Source organism: Dehalococcoidales bacterium (genome assembly GCA_030698765.1).
Classification (GTDB): Bacteria; Chloroflexota; Dehalococcoidia; order Dehalococcoidales; family UBA2162; genus JAUYMF01.
On record JAUYMF010000153.1, the window covers coordinates 1 to 14989 of the forward strand.

The 14989-nt window shown below is 50.6% G+C and carries 14 protein-coding genes; all 14 read left to right on the top strand.

Annotated features, from left to right (window positions below; all coding sequences use genetic code 11):
* Positions 1-69 precede the first annotated feature (69 nt).
* A complete protein-coding gene (locus Q8Q07_07370) occupies positions 70-888 on the top strand; it encodes an SDR family oxidoreductase (protein ID MDP3880103.1) in 819 nt (272 codons plus the stop codon).
* Positions 889-904: 16 nt separating this feature from the next.
* Positions 905-1717, top strand: coding sequence for a class I SAM-dependent methyltransferase (locus Q8Q07_07375; GenBank protein MDP3880104.1), 813 nt, complete (start codon positions 905-907; stop codon positions 1715-1717).
* Between the two features lie 109 nt (positions 1718-1826).
* Positions 1827-2591 carry an acylneuraminate cytidylyltransferase family protein gene (locus Q8Q07_07380; protein MDP3880105.1) on the top strand — a complete coding sequence of 255 codons (765 nt, stop codon included), beginning with the start codon at positions 1827-1829 and terminating at the stop codon, positions 2589-2591.
* Complete coding sequence (locus Q8Q07_07385) at positions 2591-4510, top strand: transketolase C-terminal domain-containing protein (GenBank protein ID MDP3880106.1); 1920 nt, start codon at positions 2591-2593, stop codon at positions 4508-4510. The genes Q8Q07_07380 and Q8Q07_07385 overlap by 1 nt, the downstream gene beginning before the upstream one ends.
* Before the next feature lie 116 nt (positions 4511-4626).
* Positions 4627-5607, top strand: coding sequence for a GDP-mannose 4,6-dehydratase (locus Q8Q07_07390; GenBank protein ID MDP3880107.1), 981 nt, complete (start codon positions 4627-4629; stop codon positions 5605-5607).
* A 33-nt stretch (positions 5608-5640) separates the two neighbouring features.
* On the top strand, positions 5641-7464 hold the full coding sequence (locus tag Q8Q07_07395; GenBank protein ID MDP3880108.1) for an ABC transporter ATP-binding protein: 1824 nt from the start codon (positions 5641-5643) through the stop codon (positions 7462-7464).
* On the top strand, positions 7465-8532 hold the full coding sequence (locus Q8Q07_07400; protein MDP3880109.1) for a radical SAM protein: 1068 nt from the start codon (positions 7465-7467) through the stop codon (positions 8530-8532).
* 289 nt (positions 8533-8821) lie between these two features.
* Entirely contained in the window at positions 8822-9523 is a 702-nt protein-coding gene (locus Q8Q07_07405; protein MDP3880110.1) for an acylneuraminate cytidylyltransferase family protein, read from the top strand.
* A 28-nt stretch (positions 9524-9551) separates the two neighbouring features.
* Positions 9552-10178 (top strand): class I SAM-dependent methyltransferase, encoded by a 627-nt coding sequence (locus Q8Q07_07410; protein MDP3880111.1) that lies wholly within the window; start codon positions 9552-9554, stop codon positions 10176-10178.
* 6 nt (positions 10179-10184) lie between these two features.
* A complete protein-coding gene (locus tag Q8Q07_07415; GenBank protein ID MDP3880112.1) occupies positions 10185-11054 on the top strand; it encodes an N-acetylneuraminate synthase family protein in 870 nt (289 codons plus the stop codon).
* Between the two features lie 78 nt (positions 11055-11132).
* Complete coding sequence (locus Q8Q07_07420; GenBank protein MDP3880113.1) at positions 11133-12452, top strand: hypothetical protein; 1320 nt, start codon at positions 11133-11135, stop codon at positions 12450-12452.
* 41 nt (positions 12453-12493) lie between these two features.
* Entirely contained in the window at positions 12494-13450 is a 957-nt protein-coding gene (locus tag Q8Q07_07425) for a thiamine pyrophosphate-dependent dehydrogenase E1 component subunit alpha (GenBank protein ID MDP3880114.1), read from the top strand.
* Positions 13447-14487, top strand: coding sequence for a transketolase C-terminal domain-containing protein (locus Q8Q07_07430; protein MDP3880115.1), 1041 nt, complete (start codon positions 13447-13449; stop codon positions 14485-14487). The genes Q8Q07_07425 and Q8Q07_07430 overlap by 4 nt, the downstream gene beginning before the upstream one ends.
* Positions 14487-14989 (top strand): glycosyltransferase (locus Q8Q07_07435; protein MDP3880116.1); only part of this gene is annotated, 503 nt, incomplete at its 3' end. The genes Q8Q07_07430 and Q8Q07_07435, both read left to right, overlap by 1 nt.

The window sequence follows — 14989 nt, forward strand, 5'->3', positions numbered from 1 at the left end:
TGGCGCCGTACGTGAGGTTTGTGATTTATTCGAGCGTGTAATCGTAGCTGGAAGGAAGTAACCCCTGATATGACCGAGGAACTCTTCTCCGTGCGGGGTAAAATTATAGTCGTCACCGGAGGACTGGGACAGCTCGGGCGTCAGTTCAGCCTGGCACTGGCCGACCGTGGCGCCAGGGTAGCTATCTTCGATTCCGGAATTAATCCGCAGTTGGTGGCGGAGAGGTTCGGGGTACGCCAGGCTGATAACAACCTGCTCTTTTTGGCCGCGGATATCACCCGGCGCAGCTCCATTGAAGCAGCACTGGAACAGGTCGAGAAAACATGGGGAGTCCCCCATGGTCTGATAAACAATGCCGGACTGGACTCACCCCCCGATGCTCCGGCGGAAGAGAACGGACCCTTCGAGAGTTACCCGGAGAAATCCTGGGACGATGTTATGGAAGTCAATGCAAAGGGTGTCTTCCTCTGCTGTCAGGTGGTGGGAGGGAGGATGGCCGGAGCCGGGCGAGGCTCGATAATCAATATCTGCTCCACCTACGGCCTGGTCTCTCCCGACCAGAGCATTTACGAATACCGCCGTAAAACCGGCGCGCCTTTCTTCAAACCGGTAGCCTACTCGGCATCGAAATCAGCGCTGCTCAACCTGACCCGCTACCTGGCCACCTACTGGGCCAGCCAGAATGTCCGCGTCAATACGCTGACCTTCGGCGGGGTCTTCAACAACCAGGATGCCGAATTCCTCAAGGGCTACACGGCGCGGGTCCCTCTGGGCCGTATGGCACGCGAGGATGAATACAACGGGGCGGTCGTCTTCCTCCTGTCCGACGCTTCCTCCTACATGACCGGCTCTAACCTGGTTATCGATGGAGGCTGGACGGCATGGTGAACAATGGAGAGGTGTTATGGTAGACGAAGTTTTCAAACATGATCTCACCTGGGAGGAAAAAGCAAAGCTCAATCCGCTTTATGCGGTGATGTCACAGAGTGACTGGTTCAAAAATAAGAACGCAGATGTAAGCAGTTGGACGGAAGACGATTTAAAGAAATTATATGCCAAAGGACAGCTGATTTATGATGCTTTTTTGTACCCAATCATCCGCAGAGGTAACTTACTGCCGGAGAATGCATTTATTGTAGAATATGGTTCAGGCTTAGGCACGATTTTAAAAGTAGTGAAGAGTGCTGGCTTCAATTGCGCGGGAATCGATATTTCAGCCACAATGCTCGAGCATAGCCGGCGGCTCGTTCCTGAAGTCTCCGATTTATTTTGTCTTGATGCCAACGGCCATTGTGACATTCCCAGCTCTTCGGCAGACCTGGTATATTCAAGGGCAGTTTTACAGCATATCAGCGAGTTGAGTCGTGTTAAAACAGCCATTGATGAAATGAGCCGGATATTGAAGCCAGGCGGGATTCTCAAGTTGCATTTTCTCACTCGCAGTAATCTCCCGTTTGAAAGCCATGGTTTTAGCGGCAGAACCTGGGTGCACAACTTCGAAAATCAAAGTATCGTCATATATTTTGGGAAGTATTCAGGACTTCCAGTGATTTATCCCAACATTGGAAAACACACCAATTGGGTTGGTGTACCCCTGTCTATTTACAACCTGAAGCGTTTCCTCAAGCCCAACGGGCTTCGCCTCCTCGGTCTTGAACGAGATATCGGTGGTGAAAATAGATTTGTGTGGGCACTGGCCCGCAAAGAGAGACCCTGAAACTATAAAGTAAGGGTATCAATAGAAAAAAGGGGGAATTCAGCGAGTTCCGCCTTTCATTGTAGCTATATTAGAGAATTCGGCAAGATTATAGAGAGTATTGAAACAAATGTCAGCGCCTCCCAGTGTTATCGCTTTAATACCAGCAAGGGCGGGTTCAAAACGCCTGCAGGGTAAGAATATCCAGCCACTGGCCGGACACCCCCTGATGGCTTACACCATCGCCGCCGCCCTGGAGAGCCGTATCTTCCAAGACGTGATAGTATCGACCGATTCCGATCTCTATGCGGATATAGCCCGCTATTATGGAGCCGGGGCACCCTTTTTACGTCCCCCCGCCATGGCCGGAGACACCTCCCCGGACATTGAATGGATAGAGTTCACCCTGAAGCGGTTGCGTGAGCAGGGGCGCAGCTATGATTGTTTCAGTATCCTGCGTCCCACCAGCCCCTTCCGCCAGCCGGAGACCATCAGCCGGGCATGGCGGGAATTCCTGGCGCAAGAAGGGGTCGACTCACTGCGGGCGGTGGAGAAGTGCCAGCAGCACCCGGGGAAGATGTGGATTGTTAACGGCAAGCGGATGACCCCGCTGCTGCCACAAAAACCCGGAGAACTACCTTATCACAGCACGCCCTACCAGGCGCTGCCGGAGGTCTACGCGCAAAACGCCAGCCTGGAGATTGCCTGGTCGCGTGTCGTCTTCGAGGGACGAACCATCGCCGGAAACATACTGATGCCATTTTTTACGCGGGACTACGAGGGCTTTGATATCAATCAGCCTATAGACTGGCGGATAGCTGAAGAGCTGATTAGCGCCGGAAAGACGAACCTGCCCCGCGTGACCCAGTCGCCATTCCCCATGGAGGAGAAATAGTGCTCAATATTTCATTGGTCTCCATCGAAGAATTCAAGCGAGTTCGGGAAGCACAGATCGACAAATATGAAATGCTGCCCCTGCTCGCCGATATGTGCCGGCTGAACACTTTGAACTCGGTGAAACGCGCTGGTTCGGGACACCTCGGCTCCAGCCTCAGCTCGTTGGATATTGTCACCATGCTTTACTACTCTGAGATGAACACTGCCGAACTGGGTGTCGACCATCCTGACCGCGATATCTATTTTTCCTCAAAAGGGCATGATGCGCCGGGGTTTTACGCCGTCCTGTATTCACTGGGCATCCTGCCCAAAGACAAGCTGATGAACCTGAGGAGGCTGGGTGGGACGCACGGGCACCCCGATATCGGCACCGGCGGCGTTGAGGCTAACTCCGGCTCGCTGGGTATGGGTATCTCCAAAGCCAAAGGGATGGCCTTAGCCAAGAAGATGTCCGGCCGCAAGGGACGTGTCTTCGTCATGACCGGGGACGGCGAGCTGCAGGAGGGACAAATCTGGGAATCCCTCCAGACGGCAGCCCACCAGAAGGTCAGTAACATCAACATGATTGTCGACTTCAACAAGATTCAAACGGACAGGCCCGTCACCGAGGTCATCGACCTCGGTGACCTGAAGAGGAAGTTCACTGACTTCGGCTGGCACGTGGCGCGCTGTGACGGGCATGACTTCGCGGCGCTGGAGGATGTTTTTACCAGCTTCGGGAAGGTAACCGACAAGCCTAAGGTGCTCATTGCTGACACCATCAAGGGCAGAGGCGTCTCCTTCATGGAGGGGCCCGCCTCACTGAAAGCCGGTAACGGGGTTTACCAGTGGCACTCCGGTGCCCCGGACGACGATTCCTTCGAGGCAGCACACGATGAGATTGCCGCCAGAATCAATGCCGGTCTTGATAGACACGGACTGAAGCCTCTATCCCTGGAAGTGGTTGAGAGCAGAGAAAAAGGCCGGGTCAGACTAAGAGACGCCGCGGAAAAGGTGGTCAACGCCTACGGCGAGGCGCTGGTCGAACTTGGTGCCCGGCGGAAAGATATCGTCGTCATTGACGCCGATCTGGCGGTCGACTGCGGGATACGCCAGTTTGAAGAGAAGTTCCCGGAGCGCTTCATCGAAAACGGTATCGCCGAGCAGGACATGGTCTCCCTGGCTGGGGGGCTGGCGCTCCAGGGTTTCCTGCCGGTGGTCAACTCTTTCGGGGTATTCTTGGCCTCCCGTGCCAATGAGCAGATATACAATAACGCTACGGAAGGCACCCGGATTATTTATGTTTGCCACTACGCCGGTATTATACCGGCCGGGCCGGGAAAATCACACCAGAGCCTGCGGGATATTTCCCTGTTCCAGGCACTACCCAACCTGGTAGCTATCCAGCCATGTAATGCCCTGGAGACCAAACTTGCCCTGGAGTGGTGCGTCGATAAAGCTACGGATAACTGCCTGATGCGGCTGGTGATATCGCCTTCACCCCGCACCATTAAGCTGCCGGATGATTATGATTTTACGTGCGGCCGGGGAACCGTCTTGAAAGAGGGCGGTGACGCCGTGCTCTTCGGCTACGGGCCGGTGATGTTGCACGAAGCCCTCCTGGCCAGCGAGATACTGAAGAAAAAGGGGTTCTCTCTGAAAGTGGTCAATATGCCCTGGCTGAACCGGACTGACGGTGACTGGCTTGAGAAAACAGCCGATGATTGCCCGTCCATCTTCGTACTGGAAGACCACTCGCCCCGGGGCGGGCTGGGGGACTCTTTATTGAACTCCATAATAACCTCGGAAAAACTGAAAGGAAAGAAGTTCCAGAAATTAGCTGTGGAGGGCTACCCCGCCTGCGGCACACCCGGGGAAGCACTCGCCTACCACAAACTGGACGGGGAAAGCCTGGCGGAGCGGATTTACGGCGCTTAAAGGTTGGAGATGCGGCAGTACCCTCACTTGAAATCATCGGGAACATTGCGCAGAACCAGTTTATCAGGTAACATTTATGCGTATAGGCAAGGTTGATTAGGAAGGGAAGAAGAGTTTTGGAAGTTCTTATCACCGGTATAACCGGATTTGTGGGCAGTCATCTGGCTGATTACATTCTGGATAACTTTAGCGGTGTCCGGGTTTCAGGGCTGGCGCGCTGGCGTTCGCCTGTTGGTAATATCCGGCACATTGCCAATAAAATCACGCTGCAATATGGCGACCTGGTAGACCTGCCTTCCCTGACAGCGATTCTATCAAAAGAGAGGCCGGATGTTATCTTCCACCTGGCGGCGCAGTCCTATGTTCCTTACAGCTTCTCCGCTCCGGTAGCGACACTGACGGCCAACGTGATCGGAACCTGTAATCTGCTGGAGGCAGTCAAGGAACTGAAATTCAACGATGACTATAACCCGGTAATTCATATTTGCAGTTCATCCGAGGTCTACGGGCAGGTAAAAGAAGACGAGGTACCCATCACAGAAAGCGTTCCGCTCCGGCCGGCTTCGCCCTATGCGGTTAGCAAGGTGGCGGAAGATAGACTTGCTTTTCAATACTGGCTTTCCTGGCAGATAAGGACAATAACTACCCGCATGTTCACCCATACGGGGCCCAGGCGGGGAGAAGTCTTTGTTGTCTCCAACTTCGCCAAACAGATTGCCGCCATCGAAGCCGAGGTGGCACCTCCTGTTGTTAAAGTGGGTAACCTGGACAGCGTACGGACGTTCCTGGACGTCAGGGATGCGGTCAAGGCATACTGGCAACTGGTCAATAAGTGCCCGCCGGGTGAGGTCTATAATATCGGCGGGGTTGAGACCATGACCGTCGGACAGATGCTGGACAGGCTGCTCAAGCTTTCCAGAGTGAAGAACATCAGGATAGAACTTGACCGCGAACGCTTGAGGCCATCTGATGTTACGCTGCAAATCCCATGTATTGATAAATTCACCGCTGCCACGGGCTGGAAACCGGAGATTAAGTTTGATAAAACGCTACAGGATACTCTGGACTACTGGCGGGAGTTTTATATGAGAAGTTAAAGCCGTTTTCTGCCGTCATTCATAAAGAAAAATATGGAAAAAAGAACAAATATCCTCACCCTGATCTGGTTTTTCCTGAAGCCGCATAAAATAAGGCTTCTGGTACTGTCTGCTCTGGCGCTAATGGTAGGTGGATTGGACGCAGCCACGGTGGCAGCAATCTACCCGATAGTGAGCACCGCCTTTGACACGGGGGCCAGCCAGGGCAACCTTGTCCTTTCGTTATTCGGGGCAGTGGCCAGCTTGCTGCCGGTTGCCGACCAGTTTATTGCCTTTTGCGTGGTCTTTCTGATCCTTGCCATCCTGGCCTTCGCCGTAAAGCTGGCCTATATAAACTTCCGGTCAAATTTTGTGGCCAGCCTAGTCAGGAAAAATCAGAGCGAAATTTTTAGTAAGTTCATCAATGCTGACTATCAGTACTTCATTGACCATAAGCAGGGAGAGTTAATCTACAACGTAGGGGGAGCTCCAACATCCCTCTCCGCCCTGGTCGTCTCGATTGCTGAATTAGTAGCGCAGGGAATATTATTCATCTCGGTAGTCCTGCTCTTGCTTTCGCTGTCCTGGCCGGGAACGTTAGCCGTATTACTGATGGCGCTGGGATATTATTACTTCACCAGGTATCTGGGGAAGAAGGTCTCATATTATTCCGGGAAGAGAGAGATGGAAGCCGCCAGAGAGGGTTCGGTAATCCTTAACGAGGCAATCACCGGCATCAAGCAGGTAAAGGTTTTTGTCACCGGGGAGCACTGGATAGACAGGTTCGTCAGTACCATGAAGAAACGCTGGTACCATTTTGTCAGACGCGAGGTATGGCAACAGATCCCCAGTCCTGTCCTGATGCTGGTCATGTATCTTTCCGTAGGCATAATAGCCTGGACACTGAGAATAGCGGCACCCGGTGGTTTTATGGCATTAATCCCCCTTATCGGCACCTTTGCCTTTGCCGTTTTCCGGCTGGTGCCCGCTTTGAGTGCCACAGGTAACTCACTAATGAACGTTATGGGAGTGCTGCCAAACTGTGAACTGGTCTACTCGATACAGAATGATAATATAACGCACATCAAAGATGGCGAGCAGGAGTTCGGCTCACTCAAGTCCGGCATTCAGTTTGACAATATCTCTTTCGCCTACAAAGGGCGAAAAAAGACTCTAGAAGACGTGTCTGTCAATTTTGAAAGGGGCAGGACAACCGCTGTTGTCGGCCGCTCAGGTTCAGGAAAAACAACCATTATTAATCTGATACTCCGCTTATTTGAACCTGAAAAAGGCGAAATATTAGTTGTTGGGGAAAACCTCAAAAGATATAAATTGGCGTCCTGGTTAAACAACATCGGACTGGTCAGCCAGGATACATTCATCTTCAATGACACCGTAGAAAATAATATTACCTTTCGCCAGGAAGGGTACTCAAGGGAAGACGTCATTAACGCTGCCCGGTTTGCTGACGCTCATAGCTTTATCACCGAACTGCCCGATGGCTATGACACCTACGTCGGCGATAAAGGGACGAGATTATCCGGCGGACAGGCGCAGAGAATCGCCGTCGCCAGGGCTATGATTAGGAACCCCGAGATATTGATTTTTGACGAAGCCACTAATAACCTCGATAATATCTCCGAGGCAGCCGTCCAGAAAGCCATTGACGAGCTATCCAAAGACCACACCGTGATCATCATCGCCCATCGCCTCTCCACGATTGCCAATGCCGATAAAGTCATTGTCCTGGAGAACGGGCGGGTTGTGGAAGAAGGCACTTATCATGAGCTAATGGAAAAAAGAGGGGCCTACTGGGGACTGTACCAGGGACAGCCTGCCAATGCCAGGCAGAGCCATTTGGAGAGTGAGGATATCTGAATGAGAGTCTTGTTAATAGCCTATGATAACGATTCGTACATCCATGCATTTCCACTAGGCCTTGCTTATGTTGCTTCGGCATTGAGAAACCAAGGGCATGAAGTCCAGGTATACAATCAGGATGTCTACCACTATCCTGAGTCCCATCTGACGGAATTTCTGCGTCACCATCCTTTCGATGCAGTTGGCGTTGGGATGTGTGGAGGTTACTATCAATATCAAAAACTAAAAAAATTGAGGGCGGCGGTGCCTCCTGATGTAGAGTTCTGGCTGGGAGGCCATATCGTTTCACCGGACCCCGGTTACTTTCGTGATAACTTTCATCTGGTGCCTTTCATTGGCGAATACGATTACACTGAGAATTTAGATGCCCTACCTTACCCGGCATGGGATCTGTTCCCGATAGACTATTACTCACTTTTTCGATTACCCCGTACCGACAATAAAGACAGGTGTTTCCCGGTCCTTTCTGGCCGGGGATGTCCTTTCAGATGCAACTTCTGCTACAGAATGTATCAAGGTTACCGGTTAAGATCTCCAGAGAAGGTAGGCGAGGAAATTAAGTATCTCAAAAATAAGTATTCCATCAATTATATTCAGTTCGATGACGAGTTGTTTATGATTTCACCAGAAAGAACCGATGAAATGTGTGACGTATTGCAGCCACTTGAGATGAAGTGGTGGTGCAACGGAAGATTGAATTATGCCAAGCCTAAAGTATTAAAGAGAATGAGAGAAGCTGGCTGTGTGTTTGTTAACTACGGTATTGAGTGCTTTGATGATACGGTACTTAAAAATATGAACAAGAACCTGACAACCAAACAGATACAAGAAGGAATCGAAGCCACACTCAAGGAAGGAATATCACCGGGATTTAATATGATATGGGGGAACATCGGTGACACTAAAGAGACGTTACGAAAGTCCGTTGACTTTCTCCTGAAGTATGATGACCATGCCCAATTACGTACTATCCAGGCCGGTAACGCCCTATCCTGGCTCCGATTTATACTACAAAGCTATAGAGATGGGATTACTGGTGGGGACGGAGGATTTTTACGAGAATAAGCATACCAACTCTGACTTGCTGTCAGTGAACTTTACAGATTTAACTGATGACGATTTTCACTTGTCGTTATGGCAGGCCAATATAATGCTTTTCAAGGAATTCAGCAAAAAGAGAGATAATCAAATGTTGAATCAGATGGAGAAGTTATACGCAGAAAAAGACTCTAGTTTCAGAGGGTTCCGGCAATCCTAGTACCGCATTTATTATCGCTGAAAAACTCAGCAATAACCCTAAACTCTACTGGAGATTTGTACCAGATTCAGTAATGTGAAATTAGTCAGGAATAATATGGATACACAGCAAAAAATAATAGCTATCATACCAGCCAGGGGAGGGTCCAAAGGCTTGCCACGGAAGAATGTCAGGCTACTGGCGGGCAAGCCATTGATATACTACACCATAAAAGAGGCCAAGAAATCAAAATACCTGCACAGATTGATCGTTTCAACGGAGGACGCTGAAATCACTGGCACCGCCCGGAAGTATGAGGCTGAAGTGATTGAGCGACCTGTTGAGTTAGCTCAGGATGATACTCCTGCTGTTAAGGTTTGCCAACAGGTTGTTACATATTTGGAAGAATCGGACAGGCTTTATACAGATATTATTGTTCTTCTAAATCCAACGTCACCTTGTCGATTAGCGGAGGATATTGATAGGACAATAGAAATGTTTCTAGAAACAAATTGCGATTCCGTGGTGAGCGTTTGTGAAGCGGAACACCCACCTCAGTGGATGTTCAATATTGAAGGAGATCGTCTAAAGCCAATCATAAAAGAGTGGGATAAGGTAACCCGGCGGCAGGATGCTCCCAAAACCTACCGATTAAATGGCGCTGTGTTCGTTCTCCGCCGCGATGTTATTATGGGGCAGGACAAGTTGATGGGTGATAATATCAGACCATATATCATGCCCTTGGAAAGGTCTGTTGATATCGATACTGATCTGGACTTCAGGATGGCTGAACAGATGCTAACTAGTGTTGATAGATAACACAAACAGGTGTGGAGATTGTGAAGTAATGGGAGCTGACGAAAGATTATATTTTTTTGATGATGAAGAACTAGGGATCAGAAAAAATGCGCTGGAAGAACACCATTTTCAGAGAAGTACAGATAGATATAATAAAGCTATCAAGTATTGCGGACGAAAGGGTGGCTTATGGTTGGATGCCGCTTGTGGATCTGGTTATGGGACTGAAATCATAAGCAAAGTAGCCGACTATGTTGTTGGCATAGATATCGAGCCAATCACAATAAAATATGCCCAAAAGTATTACGGTAAACATAATATCCATTTTAGGGTGGGAGATATTAATAATCTGGAATTCGATATTGAGAGTATGTTTGATATCATAACAGGCTTAGAGATAATAGAGCATGTACATGACTGTACCCATTTCTTACGAAGGGCCTATAAGATACTAAAGCCAGGGGGTGTGCTGATAGTAACTACACCTATTTCGGAAAGAGGTGGGCCAAACCCGTTAAATAAATACCATTTGAATGAATTGACAAGAGATGGCTTCACCAAACTAACTTCTGATATTTTCGATTTCACAGAGTATGTAGTTGATGATCCTGTTCTCTTTACAAGCGGTGAGTTAACCCGGCAAATTTTCGGAATATGCCGCAAGAGGGAGGTTTAAAGAATTATGAAAGTAAATATAGCTAATCGCAATGTAGGCGAAGGCGAACCTTGCTTCATCATCGCTGAAATAGGCATCAACCACAATGGAGACCTTAACTTGGCCAAAAAGCTTATCGATGTGGCCGCATCCGCCGGGTGTGATGCTGTCAAATTCCAGAAACGAACTATCGAGGCCGTGTATTCCCAAGAAGAACTGGATAAACCGGTGGAATCCCCGTTCGGCAGCACTTACCGGGTGCTCAAGGAAGGGCTGGAGTTCGGGCTTGACGAGTATCGGGAAATAGATAGTTACTGTCAGGAGCTAGGTATCATGTGGTTTGCCTCCTGCTGGGACAAGTCTTCGGTGGACTTCATGGACAGGTTTAACCCGCCCTGCTATAAAATCGCCTCACCAAGCCTGACCAACGATGACCTCTTACGCCATATTCGCAGCAAAGGCAAACCCGTCATCCTGTCTACCGGTATGAGCACCTTCCAGCAGATAAATCATGCCGTTGATATACTGGGCACCGAAGATTTAGTAATAATGCACTGCACCAGTTCCTACCCGAGTCCCCCGGAAGAGCTAAACTTGCGCGTTATCCAGACCCTCAGCCAGCGTTACTCCTGCCCCGTGGGCTATTCCGGGCATGAGGTGGGTATCAGCACCACGATTGCCGCCGCCGTACTCGGCGCCAAAATTGTAGAACGGCATATCACTCTTGATCGTGCTATGTGGGGCAGTGACCAGGCCGCTTCCATGGAACCGCAGGGTATTCAGAGGGTGGTCACATATGTACGCACTATTGAGAAAGCCATGGGAGATGGAATCAAGGTTGTCTATCCCAGTGAAAGAGAGAAGATTTACCGGCACCGGCTGAAGAGAGTTGTCTAGTAATTTACATTGTTGATTATGTTCTGGATTTCAGATTTGATGTGAAAAATGATGGAATCAGTTAAAGAGGCCAATTAGGTGAGTAAAAGCGCCATATATTTCTTTGCCGAATATCCCGTCGAGTTCGCCGCCTGGGCAGGACTGGCGGCTATCATCCGGGAGGTCAGGCCAGACCTTACCTTAACACTCATTTACGCCCGAGAGAAGCTCAGTTCTAACTACGAGTGGGACTTCATCCTGAAAAGGTTCGATAGCGCCCATGAGATAACACGCATTGCATGGGCGGGCAACTGGAGAGCCGGCATCACCGGGAAGAATCTCTACTTATCACTACGGCAGGGTTTTCCCGCGGCACGACGGGTGGCAGCCGAGTTAAAAGCTATCTCTTTCCAACCAGATTCGCTGGCTTTCGTTTTTAACGGCCTGACTCTAAACGAGATGCTCTTCTTAAGGAGGATAAAGTCAGCAGCCGGTGTGAATTCAGTCCTCATTACCGAGCAAAGGGATGATTTGCTGTTGAGTGACTATGTACCCAATTATAGTCAGGCGTACTATTTCAATCTTTATTCACACTTCTTTGGGACGGCCTACCTCGATATGTTCTGGTTGAGAACCAAAGATGGAGGGACAGGACAGCGCGATGCCAGATTCCGGACCAGGCCAGCCGATTTCGTCTTCAGGGGAATCTACGCTCCAAAACGCTGCGGTCTGAAACGGGGACAGACATTTATCCCCCTTTACATGAAGGACAGGACACCGGCAGCCAGCAGCCAGAGCGTGGTGCTTTTCGGCCAGCCATTCGATTGGGAACCATCGCTAGCTACTGACGCATGCTACCACCGTTATAATGAGCTTATTGATATGATAAGAACCAAACACTCGGGAGCGAGGTTTGTCTATAAACCTCATCCTGGAGAGACCGCAGAGCAAAGGGCTAAGGTGGACTTAAAGGGTTTTGAGGTTGTGGATAACCTCAGCAGTGAGGCCCTGGTTATGCAAGACCAGACAATATCTACGACTTACGCATTTACCTCTACTTCGATATTCACCGCGGCCTGCCTTGGTGTCAAAAGCTACTTTCTCTTTCCTTTATTTGACAACAAATGTGTCCCCGAAGCTCTGATGTCACGCTATGAAGACTACTGCCGCAGTGAAGTACACCCGGAAATGTGCCTGCGCTCCGTTGACAACTTGATGGACAACAAGAATGATTACGACCCCTCAGACCTGCAGGCTCATGTGCGTACATCATCAATAAGGATGCTGGAAGTATTAGGGGTATTTGATTCCCTGGAAGATAAAGACCTTGAGCCCGGCATAACAGTAACCCCGGAGGACAGGTGGGGGAACGGGGTGCATCCCTGGCCACTCAGGCGTCTGGGGCGCATAGTGAGATGAGGACTGTTTCCGGATTAAACGAAAGAGAGCACTTTAGAACGATGACATTGAACCTTGAACTTTATAAAAAACTGTACCTGGCCAGGAGAGCCGAGGAAAAAATCCGCGAGCATTACCTGGAAGACGAGATGAAAACCCCGATGCACATGTCCATGGGAGAAGAGGCAATCGCCGCCGGAGTCTGCCAGGCTTTGCAACCAAATGACCAGGTGTTTGCTACCTACCGGTCTCACGCTATCTATCTGTCTAAAACGGGAAAGGTTGAAGACTTCTTTGCCGAGATGTACGGGAAAGACACGGCGCTATTGAAAGGTAAAGGGGGTTCCATGCACATGTGCGCCCCTGAATGCGGCTTTATGGGCACCTCGGCGATTGTCGCCAGCGTCATTCCGGTGGCGGTGGGGGCGGCTTTTGCTAATAAGCAGCAGGGTAATGGGAAAATGGTCGTCGTGTTTTTCGGAGACGGGGCCTGTGACGAGGGTACCTTCTGGGAGAGTCTAAATGTTGCCTGCCTGATGAAGTTGCCGGTCCTGTTCGTGTGCGAAGATAACGGGTTCGCGGTGCATACCGCGATTGATAAAAGACAGGGTTATGCTTCCATTACGGATATCGTCGCTAAATTCAACTGCAATGTTTTTAAGGACACCACGACCGATGCCGGGATCATTTACGGTTTGGCCCGCAAAGCGATTGTATCAATAAAAGAGACCGGGATGCCCAGCTTCATGCACTTAAAATATTACCGCTACCTGGAGCACGTCGGGGTGAACGAGGATTTCGATGCCGGCTATCGCTCCAGAGAAGAGTTTGATGAGTGGTTCAAGAATGACCCGGTAAGTTTACAGAGAAGGAAACTTCTGCGGCAGGGCATCAACGAGGAGGAGCTTCTCAGGATTGAAAAGGAGATAGATAGCCGGATTGAAAACAGCCTTCGTATGGCTAAAGAGGCCCCCTTTGCTGATAATGGCGAAGTATGTAACGGGGTTTTTGCCGAATGAGAAAAATCAGCTATTGCCAGGCACTGAATGAAGCCATGTCCCAGGAAATGGAGAGAGACCCGGGTGTCTTCGTCTACGGGATAGGCGTGCCCGACCATAAAAAAGTCTTCGGCAGTACGGATGGCCTGGTGGAAAAGTTCGGCGAGGAGAGGTGCTTTGATACTCCACTTGCCGAAGACACCATGACCGGCTTCGGGCTGGGCGCGGCTATCAACGGGATGAGGCCCATCCACGTTCATATTCGCGTGGACTTTATGCTGCTGGCAATGAACCAGCTGGCCAACATGGTCTCCGCGTACCGGTACATGTCACAGGGGGAACTGAAGGTGCCGATGGTAATCAGGGCCGTCATCGGGCGCGGGTGGGGACAGGGCTTTCAGCACAGCAAGAGCCTGCATTCGGTCTTTGCTCATATTCCGGGCATAAAAGTGGTGCTGCCGGTTACGCCCCGGGATGCCAAAGGACTGCTGATTTCAGCGATAAGGGACAATAATCCGGTGGTATTCATCGAGCACCGCTGGCTTTACTGGCAGGAGGCTGATGTCCCGGAGGAACCCTTCACCATACCGCTGGAAGGCGCCAGTATTTTGCGTGAGGGAAAAGATATAACCGTGGTGGCGACCTCCTGGATGAATGTGGAGGCTCTGAAAGCCTCGGAGATTTTAGCCAGGAGAGGGGTCAGTGTTGAGATTGTCGACCCCCGTACCATCGCCCCTTTTAATGACGACCTTATCATGGAGTCGGTGACCAGGACGGGCCGCTGCATCGTCGCCGATAATGACTGGCTGGATTACGGGTTCAGCGCTGAGGCGGCGGCCAGGGTCTATGAGAAGTGCTTCGGCAAGCTGAAATCTCCGGTGCGCCGGATTGGCTTTGCCCCCGCCCCCTGCCCCACCGCCCGGCACCTGGAGAACGAGTTCTATCCCAACGCCATTGATATCATCAGGGCCGTGGAGGAGATGCTGGGACTGGAGCCAGCCGATTTGTCCCACGAGGACTTTTACAGCCATGAGAGAAGGTTCAAAGGGCCGTTTTGATGAATGCCAACAAACTGGCTGAGAAATCGAAGAATCTACTTGAAAAATATACCCTTGAAGGCTACGCTTCGAAAAGGGTATCCTTTATCGTTGCCACCAGGAACCGGGCGGAATACCTGATGCAAGCGCTGGAGCGTAGCCGCACGCTGGTAACACCGGAGGATGAACTGATTATCATTGACGGGGGCTCAACGGACAACACTGCCGAGGTTGTCCGTAAATATTCCGATATTGTGGACATCTTCATATCCGAACCGGACAAAGGCCCGGGGCACGCCTTCAGCAAAGGGATGCTGCTGGCGCGAGGGAAATACCTGAAACAATTGCCGGATGATGATATAGTCCATCCGTCCGCCATGGAACAGTCCATCCGGGTGATGGAAGAGCACCCGGAAATTGACCTCCTGGTCTGCGGGGGCACCCGGGAGATTGGCGGCAAAGTCAAACCGGTCTGGCTTCCGCCGGGAACGAACTACGGCTATAGCCCCAGGGACATCTTCAA

Excerpts from the sequence above, each read along its gene's own strand:
- Q8Q07_07370 (MDP3880103.1), top strand. The coding sequence starts at position 70 with ATGACCGAGGAACTCTTCTCCGTGCGGGGTAAAATTATAGTCGTCACC.
- Q8Q07_07375 (MDP3880104.1), top strand. The coding sequence starts at position 905 with ATGGTAGACGAAGTTTTCAAACATGATCTCACCTGGGAGGAAAAAGCA.
- Q8Q07_07380 (MDP3880105.1), top strand. The coding sequence starts at position 1,827 with ATGTCAGCGCCTCCCAGTGTTATCGCTTTAATACCAGCAAGGGCGGGT.
- Q8Q07_07395 (MDP3880108.1), top strand. The coding sequence starts at position 5,641 with ATGGAAAAAAGAACAAATATCCTCACCCTGATCTGGTTTTTCCTGAAG.
- Q8Q07_07400 (MDP3880109.1), top strand. The coding sequence starts at position 7,465 with ATGAGAGTCTTGTTAATAGCCTATGATAACGATTCGTACATCCATGCA.
- Q8Q07_07405 (MDP3880110.1), top strand. The coding sequence starts at position 8,822 with ATGGATACACAGCAAAAAATAATAGCTATCATACCAGCCAGGGGAGGG.
- Q8Q07_07410 (MDP3880111.1), top strand. The coding sequence starts at position 9,552 with ATGGGAGCTGACGAAAGATTATATTTTTTTGATGATGAAGAACTAGGG.
- Q8Q07_07415 (MDP3880112.1), top strand. The coding sequence starts at position 10,185 with ATGAAAGTAAATATAGCTAATCGCAATGTAGGCGAAGGCGAACCTTGC.
- Q8Q07_07425 (MDP3880114.1), top strand. The coding sequence starts at position 12,494 with ATGACATTGAACCTTGAACTTTATAAAAAACTGTACCTGGCCAGGAGA.
- Q8Q07_07430 (MDP3880115.1), top strand. The coding sequence starts at position 13,447 with ATGAGAAAAATCAGCTATTGCCAGGCACTGAATGAAGCCATGTCCCAG.